The organism is Ruegeria sp. CDSC021 (assembly GCF_059610845.1).
This window is the reverse complement of sequence record NZ_JBXWOK010000002.1, coordinates 124,194-135,712: the sequence shown is the minus strand read 5'-3', so window position 1 is coordinate 135,712 and position 11,519 is coordinate 124,194. Positions and strand designations below refer to the sequence as shown.

At 57.7% G+C, this 11,519-nt stretch carries 13 protein-coding genes; 8 read left to right on the top strand and 5 right to left on the bottom strand.

All coding sequences use genetic code 11. From position 1 onward, the window contains the following. Positions 1-20 precede the first annotated feature (20 nt). Positions 21-755, top strand: a complete 735-nt coding sequence (locus AC2FGB_RS05585) for a zinc-ribbon domain-containing protein (protein ID WP_496676603.1) — start codon at positions 21-23, stop codon at positions 753-755. Here AC2FGB_RS05585 and AC2FGB_RS05580 read toward each other — a convergent pair whose 3' ends face one another. The 5 genes from AC2FGB_RS05580 to argH form a co-directional block, all read right to left on the bottom strand. Next, positions 756-3,293, bottom strand: a complete 2,538-nt coding sequence (locus AC2FGB_RS05580) for a TIGR02302 family protein (RefSeq protein ID WP_496693566.1) — start codon at positions 3,291-3,293, stop codon at positions 756-758. It abuts the gene before it with no gap. Between the two features lie 37 nt (positions 3,294-3,330). Further along, positions 3,331-4,596 carry a diaminopimelate decarboxylase gene (lysA, locus tag AC2FGB_RS05575; protein ID WP_496693565.1) on the bottom strand — a complete coding sequence of 422 codons (1,266 nt, stop codon included), beginning with the start codon at positions 4,594-4,596 and terminating at the stop codon, positions 3,331-3,333. 65 nt (positions 4,597-4,661) lie between these two features. After that, complete coding sequence (locus AC2FGB_RS05570; protein WP_185956656.1) at positions 4,662-4,817, bottom strand: hypothetical protein; 156 nt, start codon at positions 4,815-4,817, stop codon at positions 4,662-4,664. An 82-nt stretch (positions 4,818-4,899) separates the two neighbouring features. Then, positions 4,900-5,082 carry an argininosuccinate lyase gene (locus tag AC2FGB_RS05565; RefSeq protein WP_281972558.1) on the bottom strand — a complete coding sequence of 61 codons (183 nt, stop codon included), beginning with the start codon at positions 5,080-5,082 and terminating at the stop codon, positions 4,900-4,902. Further along, positions 5,082-6,470: an argininosuccinate lyase gene (gene argH / locus AC2FGB_RS05560; protein ID WP_281972559.1), complete on the bottom strand. Its 1,389-nt coding sequence runs from the start codon at positions 6,468-6,470 to the stop codon at positions 5,082-5,084. Before argH ends, AC2FGB_RS05565 begins: the two co-directional genes overlap by 1 nt. A 21-nt stretch (positions 6,471-6,491) precedes the next feature. On the opposite strand from argH, the gene AC2FGB_RS05555 reads away from it, so the two are divergent. From AC2FGB_RS05555 to AC2FGB_RS05525, 7 genes are all read left to right on the top strand, one after another. Beyond that, positions 6,492-7,058 carry a TlpA disulfide reductase family protein gene (locus tag AC2FGB_RS05555; RefSeq protein ID WP_281972560.1) on the top strand — a complete coding sequence of 189 codons (567 nt, stop codon included), beginning with the start codon at positions 6,492-6,494 and terminating at the stop codon, positions 7,056-7,058. 66 nt (positions 7,059-7,124) lie between these two features. Then, positions 7,125-7,490: a dihydrodipicolinate reductase gene (locus AC2FGB_RS05550; RefSeq protein ID WP_496693564.1), complete on the top strand. Its 366-nt coding sequence runs from the start codon at positions 7,125-7,127 to the stop codon at positions 7,488-7,490. Between the two features lie 117 nt (positions 7,491-7,607). Then, a complete protein-coding gene (locus AC2FGB_RS05545) occupies positions 7,608-7,994 on the top strand; it encodes a hypothetical protein (protein ID WP_281995234.1) in 387 nt (128 codons plus the stop codon). Further along, a complete protein-coding gene (locus AC2FGB_RS05540) occupies positions 7,991-8,962 on the top strand; it encodes a sterol desaturase family protein (RefSeq protein WP_496693563.1) in 972 nt (323 codons plus the stop codon). The genes AC2FGB_RS05545 and AC2FGB_RS05540 overlap by 4 nt, the downstream gene beginning before the upstream one ends. An 88-nt stretch (positions 8,963-9,050) precedes the next feature. Next, complete coding sequence (locus AC2FGB_RS05535; protein WP_281995235.1) at positions 9,051-9,239, top strand: hypothetical protein; 189 nt, start codon at positions 9,051-9,053, stop codon at positions 9,237-9,239. A gap of 85 nt (positions 9,240-9,324) precedes the next feature. After that, positions 9,325-10,158 carry an EAL domain-containing protein gene (locus AC2FGB_RS05530; protein WP_271948473.1) on the top strand — a complete coding sequence of 278 codons (834 nt, stop codon included), beginning with the start codon at positions 9,325-9,327 and terminating at the stop codon, positions 10,156-10,158. A gap of 179 nt (positions 10,159-10,337) precedes the next feature. Beyond that, positions 10,338-11,513: an acetyl-CoA C-acetyltransferase gene (locus tag AC2FGB_RS05525; RefSeq protein ID WP_142635424.1), complete on the top strand. Its 1,176-nt coding sequence runs from the start codon at positions 10,338-10,340 to the stop codon at positions 11,511-11,513. Positions 11,514-11,519: the final 6 nt, after the last annotated feature.

Sequence of the window (11,519 nt, the reverse complement as noted above, 5' to 3'; positions counted from 1 at the left end):
ACCCCCGGCCCGGAGGCAGCATGCGTCTTACTTGTCCCAACTGCAGTGCCCAATACGAGGTGCCAGACGAGGTCATTCCAGAGGAAGGCCGCGATGTTCAGTGTTCGAATTGCGAGAAAACGTGGTTCCAGGCCAAACATCCGGCGGATCCAACCGTTGAGCAACCTGCAGATGAAACGACTGCCGAGGATAAGGCTGTTCCACCGGCGGAGCCAGAAACCGCCGACCAGACCGAGCCCGAGCCCGAAACCCCACCAAAGGATGGTGCGCCGGTCAGCAATGTGGATCCTTCGGTCGCCGATATTCTGAAGGAAGAAGCCGCACGCGAAGCCGAATTGCGGGCCCAGGAAGGCAGCAGCCTTGAAAGCCAGCCTGATCTTGCTCTTGATCCACCTTCCGAGCCGGAACCAGACCCCGAACAGGCGGTCAAGGAACTGACAGCTACAGAAACCGCTAAAGATTCCGGGCAAGGTGACACCCTGCCCGATGTCGAGACGATCAATTCCGGATTCCGCGGCGACGCCTCTGCAGATGCGCCCGAGGTATCAGCGCCTGCGCCCCGCAAATCCGGTGGCTTTCTGCGTGGGTTCGCTCTGATCTTGATACTTGGTGTGATCCTGTTCCTGATCTACGGCAATGCTCCGCAAATCAGTGAGGCTGTTCCTCAGGCGGATGCAGTTCTCAAACCTTATGTGTCTTTGGTGGATCAAGCCCGGCTTTGGCTGGATACCCAGGCTGGCGCTTCTCAGAACTGATCAGAACCGTTCAAGCAGGCGCTTGAGATATTCCAATTCAATCTCGGGACGTTCAGATTCACCGGTCCGGCGGCGAATTTCGTCCAGCAACTCGCGGGCACGGCGATACACGTCCTCACCCTGCAGCAGGCTCTCATCGGTTGACATCGACCCGTTTGCCCCAGGGTTGCGGCCCAGTGGATCGCGGTTGTTGGCCTGCATATCGCCTTCCTGGCTGCCTTGACCTGGTTGATTCTGCTGGTTCTGGGCCAAGGCCTCACCTAACGAGCGCATCCCTTCCCGCAGCGCATCCATCGCTTCGGACTGGTTGTCGATAGCATCAGCCAGCTCGTCATTCCGCAGAGCCTGCTCAGCCTCATTCATGGCGCGGCCAGCGCGCCCAAGCGCATCACGGGCGGCTTCGCCTTCCGGGGTACCGGCACCGGGCAGGTTTTGTTGCTGGCGGCCCAGTTCATCGCGCAGGGCCTGTTGACGATCGGCCAGCGAACCCTGACCCTGCTGACCTTCATCAGCCTGGTCCGCACCCTGCCCCTGTCCGCCCTGGCCTTCGTGGCTCTGACCACGGCCCTGACCGCCATTGCGGCCCTGATTGCCCTGGTTTTCACCAGTCTGCGCACCGGGATTGAACTGCTCTTGCAGATCGCGGAAAGCCTGATCGCTCAGCCCCTGTTGATCGCGCAATGTCTCTGCCAAACCCTCCATCGCCTGTTGGCCTTCGGATTGCTGACCTTGACCCTGACCTTGCGTGACGCGCATGTTCTCCATCATCTGCTGGAATTCCTCCAGCGCCTGCTGCGCCTCGGCCATACGGCCCTGCTCCATCAGATCCTGAATTCGATCCATCATCCGTTGCAGATCATCCTGCGTCATCTGCAAGGATTCTCCGTCTTGCCCCTGCTGACCTTCTTCACCGTTCTGCTCTGCCAACCGCTGTAACTGTTGCAGGTAGTCCTGGGTGGCCTCGCGCAGCTCTTGCATCAGCTCAGCGATCTCTTCGTCGCTTGCCCCGTTCTGCATCGCCTCCGTCAGGCGCTCCTGCGCCCGGCGCATCCGCTCAAGAGCGTCGGCAAGCGTACCGTCCTCGATCAATACGGCCAGCTTCCATAGTGAGGCCGCGATTTCTTCCTGCTGCGTCGGCTTCAACCCGTATTCGGTAAATGTCTCAAGCCGCCGAAGTGTCACCCGCAGGCGTAAATAGGCCGTATCCGAGCGGAACAGGTCCTCGGGCAGATACGATACCGCCCGCAGAATCTGAGATACCCGTTTCGCGTTGTCCCGTGACCACAGCAGATCGCGCCGCTGTTCAACGATCGCAGCCGCCAGCGGATCAAAGAACCGACGCGCCGGAAGCGCTGTTGTATAGGGTTCAGACTGCCCTTGCTGATCGGCAGCATCACGCGCCATCAAAGTGATCTTGACTGGCAGATGCGCCCAGGGATGTTGTGAGAAATCCTCGATCAGATTCTCGGTGAAATCAGCCCGGTCGCCTGTAATGGGCATCGGTAACTCAACCTCGATCACCTCACGCGGTTCTGGAATCGCCATCAGACCATAGCGCCGATCAATTGCATCCAGATCCAGTTCGATCAGTGCAGAGCCTGCTATCACACCGTAATCATCTTTGGCCGCAAAGGGCAGTTTCATCTGGCCGCCCGCTTCGGATTTGGCAACATCCGACACAGTGATCTGCGGAGACGTATCTGCGATCACTTCTAACGCCCAATCGCGCCCGGAAGGCCCGTCTATCGTCATTCGGCCCGAACGTTCGACGACAAATTCCTGTTCAGGGTCGGTGACCGCTTCCGTGCCCAGCGGTGTCGAGGTTTCGGTCAAGCTGTGCGCACCGACCTCGCCGTAGAATCGCAATGTGATGCGGCTGCCTTGCGGGACCGAAAGTGCCGGGTCGGATTGATCTGCCAGATAAAGCGTTGGCAAGCCGGTATAGCGTGGCGGCTCGACCCAGCCTTCCCAACTTGGTCCCTGCCCGGCAACAGCTGCACCCGGTGTCATCTCTGTCACGGATCCTATGCGCCAAAATGAGCCGAAAAGCACGGCAATCACCAGCGCCAGCAAAGCTATGAACCGCAGAGCATAGGGGTCGCGGTCGGCCAGTCGGAGATCGGGCTTTACCGGCGCAGCCTGCGCGGCACGTTCAGCCATACGCGCCTGATGAGCCCGCCACAGGGCCACAGAATCAGCATCCATCGCGCCGATGGCCTGTTCATCCATCAGAGCCTGGATAGGACGCCCTGGCAGGGTCTCATCCATCCGGATCAACGCTTCGTTTCGTGTTGGGATACGGAACCGCCGCGCGCCGTGGATCAGTGCAACCAACAGCCCAATCAACGCCGCCGACCCCGCGACCCAAACGGTTTCCACCCCGACATGGTCCTGCAGTCCGAGCATCAGCGCGGCCAACAGCGCCATGGAAATTGAGAAAAACGGCCAGAAAGACCGCCAAACCTGCTCGCTTAGCATCCCCACCTGCGTTAGCAGCAAAGACAATCTGGGGATCGGCAAGGTTTCTCTTGCGGTCAAGTCGGGCCTCCGTTCACCGGCCCGCGCGTCTATTGCGTCAGAGCCACTCGGGTATGGTATCGCGGTTTATGATTTCGTCAAAGCTCGGACGTTCACGAATTACGGCAAATTGATCTCCGTGCACCAGAACTTCGGGTATCAGGGGCCGCGTGTTGTATTCGCTGGACATGACCGCGCCATAGGCCCCTGCGCTGCGAAAGGCGACCAGATCACCAGCACCCAGTAGCGGCATCTGCCGTTGCTTGGCAAATGTATCGCCGCTTTCGCAAACCGGACCGACGATATCATAAGGTTGCTGTTCCGTGCCCGGCACGGGTTCGATCACCGGTACGATATCGTGATAGGCTTCGTACATGGCCGGGCGGATCAGGTCGTTCATGGCACCGTCGAGGATCAGGAAATCCCGGCCCTCGCCGGATTTCACATAGATCACTTTGCTGACCATCAAACCAGCATTACCGGCAATCAGGCGGCCCGGCTCTATTTCGATTTCGCATCCCAGATGACCCAGAGTGTCTTTGATCAGCGCACCGTATTCCAAAGGCAGCGGCGGCGCTTCGTTTGAGCGCGCATAAGGAATGCCCAGCCCCCCGCCCAGATCGAGGCGGCGAATATTGTGGCCCTCACTGCGCAGCGTCTCAGTCAGCTCAGCAACCTTCTGATAGGCCAATGCAAAAGGCTCCAGCTCGGTCAGTTGCGAGCCGATATGGACGTCGATGCCAATGACCTCCAGCCCGGGCAGGCTGGCAGCCTGGGCATAGACTTCTGACGCACGGGCGATCGGAATGCCGAATTTATTCTCGGATTTTCCGGTGGCAATTTTGGCGTGGGTCTTGGCGTCCACATCCGGATTTACTCTAACGGTGATCGGAGCAACGACGCCCAAATCAAGCGCAACGGCGTTGATCACCTCCATCTCGGGTTCGGATTCCACGTTGAACTGACGAATGCCACCGGTCAGAGCGGTGCGAATTTCTTCGGCTGTTTTGCCAACGCCCGAAAACACGATCTTATCGCCGGGCACTCCGGCAGCTTTGGCCCGCAGGTATTCTCCACCCGAAACAACGTCCATCCCCGCGCCTGCCTCGGCCAGCGTCTTCAGGATCGCCTGATTGCTGGCGGCCTTCATCGCATAACATACGAGGTGGTCGGTCCCGTCCAACGCCTCATCGAACAGCTGGAAATGACGCAGCAGCGTCGCCGTCGAATAGACGTAAAAGGGTGTCCCAACCGCAGCTGCGATTTCGGAGATCGGGACATCCTCGGCGTAAAGCGCGCCGTCGCGGTAAAGAAAGTGATCCATAAAGACGCGCTTAGACCAGAATGCCCCGGCGGATCAATGGATTCTACGCAAACAGGGGTGTCGCGTCATTCAATATGCGAAACGCCGACCCGCCCATAACCGGATATCGAAATTCCAGATCCGCCGGATTGGGGTTCGGGATCGGGTCGCGGTTTATAGGATGGGTCGCAAGCCGCAAGAATGGCGAGGCCAAAGAACAGGCCTAAAATCTTCATATTCATTTCTTTTTCCAAGGTTTACGGCCAAGCGCCATTGATCGGTCTGAAATGGGAACTGAGTGCTGAAACTGCAACTCGGGAAACACTACCGCCCGAGAAAAACGCTCAGGGGGCCGCGTTGCAGGCCAACGCCGCCCCCGACATAGGCGCCGCTGGTGCCGACGCCGATATTGGCGCTCATCGTTGGTTGGATCGGTTCACCATCCGCACCGCATCCGGCCAGGGTTACCCCGGCCAGAATCAACAGAACCGCAGTCAGAATTCGCATTACACCAACGCCTTCCATCGCTTGACCTGAGCCCGCACCTGATCCGGTGCCGTGCCGCCGTAAGACTGGCGCGAGTTTACCGAATTTTGCACCGTAAGGACAGAAAAGACGTCATCGGTGATCTGCGCATGCACTGTTTGCATATCCGCAAGCGTCAGGTCCGGCAGATCGCAGCCCTTGCTCTCGGCCATCGCAACCAGCGATCCGGTGACGTGATGGGCATCGCGGAACGGCAGGCCCAGAACGCGCACCAGCCAGTCGGCCAGATCAGTCGCGGTCGAAAAACCCGACCCTGCAGCCGCAGCCAGGCTTTCGCGGTTGGCGGTCATATCCTTGACCATGCCTTCCATCGCTGCCAGCGCCAGCATCCAGTTATCGGCAGCGTCAAAAACCTGTTCCTTGTCTTCCTGCATGTCCTTGGAATAGGCCAGCGGCAAGCCCTTCATCACCATCATCAGCGCGGTGTTGGCGCCATAAATGCGCCCGACCTTGGCACGGATCAGTTCTGCCGCATCCGGGTTCTTCTTTTGCGGCATGATAGACGAGCCAGTCGAAAAACGGTCAGACAGGGTGACAAAGCGGAACTGGGCAGAAGACCAGATCACCAGTTCTTCGGCAAAGCGCGACAGGTGCATTGCGCAGATCGAAGCAGTTGACAGAAATTCCAGCGCAAAATCGCGGTCACTGACGGCGTCCAGCGAATTGGCAGCGGGACGGTCAAAGCCCAGCGCCTCGGCGGTCATGACCCGATCAATAGGGAACGAGGTTCCAGCCAGCGCGGCAGCCCCCAGTGGGGATTCGTTCATCCGCGCGCGGGCATCGCGGACGCGCGACAGATCACGCCCGAACATTTCGACATAAGCCATCATGTGATGACCCCAGGTCACAGGCTGGGCGGTTTGCAGATGCGTAAAGCCCGGCATGACCCAGTCCGCCCCGGCCTCTGCCTGCGCTAAAAGCGCGCGGATTAGGGCCAGCAGACCGGTATCGGCGGCATCGAACTGATCACGCACCCACAGTTTAAAATCGGTTGCCACCTGATCATTGCGCGACCGGCCTGTGTGCAAACGGCCTGCAGGTTCGCCAATGACCTCTTTCAGCCGTGCCTCGACATTCATGTGGATGTCTTCCAGCGCGGTCGAGAACTGAAACGCGCCACTCTGAATTTCTGACAATACGGTGAGCAGCCCTTCCCGAATAGCTTCAGCATCACTATCAGTTATAACGCCTGTGGCAGCCAACATGGCGGCATGGGCGCGCGAGCCTGCAATGTCCTGGGCTGCCATCCGCTGATCGAACCCGATCGAGGCATTGATTGCCTCCATGATCGCGTCTGGACCGGCGGCAAAGCGGCCGCCCCACATCTGGTTCGAAGATTGATCGGTCATGTAAGAAAACCCGGAGTTGATATGCGCCTATTTCGTCTGATCCCCCTTTATATGGCCCTTGCGCTAGGTGCAAACGCGGCTTTGGCCACAGATGCGGAAACTCTGGGTCCGCTGCGCGAAGGCACCCTGAAGCGGTTGATCCTGCACAAAGAGCCCAAACCGCACACCTTGGTCGAATTTCAGTTGGAAGATGACGGTGGCACCGCAACGCTTGCCAACTATCAGGGCAAATACGTTCTGCTGAACTTTTGGGCCACATGGTGCGCACCGTGCCGCAAGGAAATGCCTCAGATCGCCGAGTTGCAGGCGGAATTCGGGGGTGACAAATTCGAAGTCCTGACATTGGCCACTGGGCGCAACTCACCCGCGGGGATCAAGAAGTTTTTCGAGGAAAACAACATCGAGAACCTGCCGCGCCATCAAGATCCGGGCTCGGCTGTGGCACGTGAGTTCGGTGTCATTGCCCTGCCAATCACGGTCATTCTTGACCCCGATGGCAATGAAGTCGCCCGCCTGATCGGGGATGCCGAGTGGAATTCAGACAGTGCCAAGGCGATCATTGCGGCACTGGTAGCGGAAGAAAGCTAAGGTCGTTTTCCTGAAGTCCTGAATTTATGATAGCCTCCCCGTCGTTGTAACGAGGAGGCTTTCTTTATGAAGAACCTATTCACTCTGGCCACTGCTGCCTGTCTGATTTTGGGCTCGGCATTGGTCGCCGAGGCCAAAGACATCAAGAAAAAGCAAGATTTTCAGAATGCTGTCGCTGGTAAAAAACTGGTAGATGGAGGCACTTGGGTGCTTATTTCACCCGACGGGAAGATTTCCGGACAAACCAGCGACAAGGTCAAATTCTCGGGCGCGTGGATCTGGAACAAACGTTTTTGGTGCCGAACGCTTGTTGTTGGCGGAAATCAGATCCCGCAGGATTGCCAGAAAGTAACGATTGAAGGGAACCAGGTGACCTTTACCCGCAACAAGGGCAAGGGTGATTCCGGGGGGACCTATACGATTTCCAACTGACCTCTTTGCACGGGTACCGTGATCCCCAACCGGTGCTTCAGGTCGAATTTCAGCTTACGCGACGCCACCTTTGACAGCCAAGCCTCCGCTTTGCAGTTTGTGGGTCAGGAGGAAGTCATGCCGCTGGAGATATTGTTAGTTCTGGTCATCGGGGGGATAGGCGGAATTACTATTCTGCTGCATCTGACTGGCCGTTCGCGGCAGTTTGCCCTGACACTTGATCTGGCGCGCGCGCAATGGTCGCGCCATTTCCCAGATGACGTGATCGCAGATGTAACCGTAGCGCATGACCAACGTTCCGCGCTGATCCGAACCACAACCGGTTCGGGCCTTTTGTGGTCGTTCGGCGCGGATACCGTGGCCCGCCACCTGCAGGATTATGACTGGATCGAGCATCCGGACGGATTCGAAGTTCAGTTTCATGATTTCGGAACCCCCTCAACCCGCATCCACCTCGATGACATCGAACGCGCCCACTGGCGACACCTGATGGAGCCCGCATGACCGACCAGATTTCCTTTCCCGATGCCGTGCAATGGGCAGTCCCGTTCTTTATTGCCGCAATTCTGGCCGAGTTCGTCTGGATCGCTTTCAAAGGCCGGGGCGGGCGCTATGAAACGCGGGATGCGGTCACCTCGCTGATCATGGGCGCGGGCAATATTGCCTCGGGGTTTCTGCTCGGTTTCATCGCCTACGGGTTCTTTATGTGGTTGTGGCAGATTACTCCGCTGAACCTGGGCACCTCGATCCCGGTGATTGTCCTGTGCTTTTTGCTGGACGATTTGCGTTACTATTGGGTGCATCGGTTCGGGCATCGCATCCGTTGGGTCTGGGCCAGCCATGTGAACCATCATAGCTCTCAGCATTACAACCTGACCACAGCGTTGCGTCAGACCTGGACTTATACATTCACCTTCATGATGGTCGTGCGCGCGCCGCTGATCCTGCTGGGGTTTCATCCGGCAATGGTTCTGTTTGTCGGCGGTCTGAACCTGATCTATCAGTTCTGGATTCACACCGAGGCCATCGGCAAGATGCCCCGCTGGTTCGAGGCGGTTATGAACACCCCCAGCCACCACCGCGCCCATCATGGCCGCAACGCGCGCTATCTGGATTGCAACTATGCTGGCGTGTTCATCATCTGGGACAAGATGTTTGGCACCTTTGTGCCAGAGCAGGTCGATGACAAGGTCGACTATGGGTTGGTTCACAATATCGGAACCTTCAACCCGTTGCGCGTCGCTTTTCACGAATGGGTCGGAATCTGGCAGGATGCCACGCAATCGGGGCTAACTTTGCGTCAGCGGTTGGCCTATTGCTTTGCCCCACCCGGTTACAGCCATGACGGCAGCCGGGATAGCTCGGAGCAGATCAAAGCCAAGCATATCTCGCGCAACCCCAGGGATCGAGGGACGCCTGGATTTGAGCATTTTGAGACCGAAACGCACAAATCCGAAGCAAAACGAGCTTGAATCCGCCGGTCATGTGCTGATTTTCTTGAAAATTAGCTTAGCCTGCACATATCCAAACGATGTGCATTACGAGTGACCGGAGATTATCATGACCCGTTGGACAACATTTTCCACAGTTTTAGGACTGATAGGCCTGCTTGTCGCAATGCTGACAGCGCTGGCCGCCGGGACCGCAACGCTGATCGCGTTTGGACTGGCCATGATGGTGCTGGGTTTTACGGGTGCAGTTATTGGTGCCGCGAGATCTCTGGGACGTGTTCTGGACGCAGCCCGCTGACATTTTCATTTCCATTAACCGCAGATTCACATCTTTGCCCTGAAATTGGATCCTGACCGACGACGGTAGGGAAGCGATTTCGATCATGCGGGACAGGAAACTGGCAGATTTACCCGAAGGATCAGACAGCCCGTTAAACGCGGCTGTGCTGTCGCGCGACAACTCAACGATCCAGATGGCTACGGATGCTGTCAAACACAAACAGTGCAAACTGGCCTTTCAACCGGTCATGCAGGCTAACGCGCCACATGGTATCGCCTTCTATGAGGGCTTCATCCGGGTGCTGGACGAAACCGGTCGTGTCATCCCGGCACGCGAGTTTATGCCTCAGCTTGAAAACACCCCGATTGGCCGCGAATTGGACTGCATCGCGCTTGAAATGGGCCTGCGCACATTGGCACGCACCCCGGACATCCGCATGTCGATCAATATGTCCGCACGGTCGATCGGATATGGACGTTGGTCGCGTGTTCTTGACCGGTTCATGAAAAAAGATGCCAGTATCGGTGAAAGGCTGATCCTTGAAATTTCCGAAAGTTCGGCCATGACCGTGCCGGAACTCGTGGTCGATTTCATGGACCGGTTGCAACCACGTGGCGTTGCATTTGCGCTGGATGATTTTGGGGCCAGCAATTTCTGCTTCCGCCATTTCCGCGAGTTTCTTTTTGATGCCGCCAAGATTGATGGCCAGTTCATCCGCGGCATCAGTGAAAACCCGGATAATCAGGCGCTGGTTCGTGCCCTGATCGCAGTAGCAAGGGAATTTGAGATTCTGGTCACGGCCGAATCGGTCGAAACCAAGGCGGATGCTGAGTTTTTGGTGGCCAATGGCGTCGATTGTCTGCAAGGATTTCTGTTCGGCGCACCTACGGTTTCTGCGCCCTGGAAAACGGAAAACGAACAGAAATCGGCGGGTTAACCCCAAAAAACTAGGGACCTTGGGTCCTGAGACAAGCTGCCCGTTGCTGCAAATGCAGCATTGCGCTATTGCAGTGATACTTGAGCGGGGGATTACGGGGCGCTCTTGTTGCGGGGGGAACCTCTCGACCTGCGCCGTCAGACATTCCGCCGGACCATGACGGTAAAGGACTGATCATAATGACCAATGTAGTTATCGCATCCGCCGCACGTACAGGCGTCGGCAGCTTTGGTGGTTCGTTTGCGAACACCGCAGCCCATGATTTGGGCACAGCCGTTCTTGAAGCCGTTGTCGAACGCGCCGGAATCGAAAAAGGCGAAGTCAGCGAGACAATTTTGGGTCAGGTTCTGACCGCAGCCCAGGGTCAGAACCCGGCGCGTCAGGCACATATCAACGCCGGTCTGCCGCAAGAAAGCGCGGCCTGGGGCATCAACCAGGTCTGCGGATCCGGCCTGCGCGCCGTGGCACTGGGCGCACAGCATATCCAACTGGGCGATGCTGATATCGTCGCTGCTGGCGGACAAGAGAACATGACCCTGTCGCCCCATGCCGCCGCTCTGCGCGCCGGACAAAAGATGGGCGACATGAAGTATATCGACACAATGATCCGCGATGGACTGTGGGATGCGTTCAACGGGTATCACATGGGTCAAACCGCCGAAAACGTTGCTGAAAAGTGGCAGATCAGCCGCGATATGCAGGATGAATTCGCCGTCGCAAGTCAGAACAAGGCCGAAGCTGCGCAGAAGGCAGGCAAATTCGCCGATGAGATCACCCCCTTTACCATCAAGACCCGCAAGGGTGACATCGTGATGGACAAGGACGAATACATCCGCCACGGCGCAACCATGGAAGCCATGGCCAAACTGCGCCCGGCTTTTGCTAAGGACGGATCGGTCACCGCCGCCAATGCCTCGGGCCTGAACGACGGCGCGGCTGCGACCCTGCTGATGTCGGCGGCAAATGCCGAAAAGCGCGGGATTGAGCCTCTGGCGCGGATTGCATCTTATGCTACCGCTGGTCTGGACCCGTCGATTATGGGCGTCGGCCCGATCTATGCCTCGCGCAAGGCGCTGGAAAAGGCGGGCTGGTCGGTTGACGATCTGGATCTGATCGAAGCCAACGAAGCCTTTGCAGCACAAGCTTGTGCAGTGAACAAAGACATGGGCTGGGACCCGTCCATCGTGAACGTCAATGGCGGCGCCATTGCCATCGGTCACCCGATCGGCGCCTCGGGCTGCCGCGTTCTGAACACTCTGTTGTTCGAAATGAAGCGGCGGGACGCGAAAAAAGGTCTGGCGACTCTGTGCATCGGTGGCGGCATGGGCGTCGCCCTATGTGTCGAGCGCGACTGATCTAAC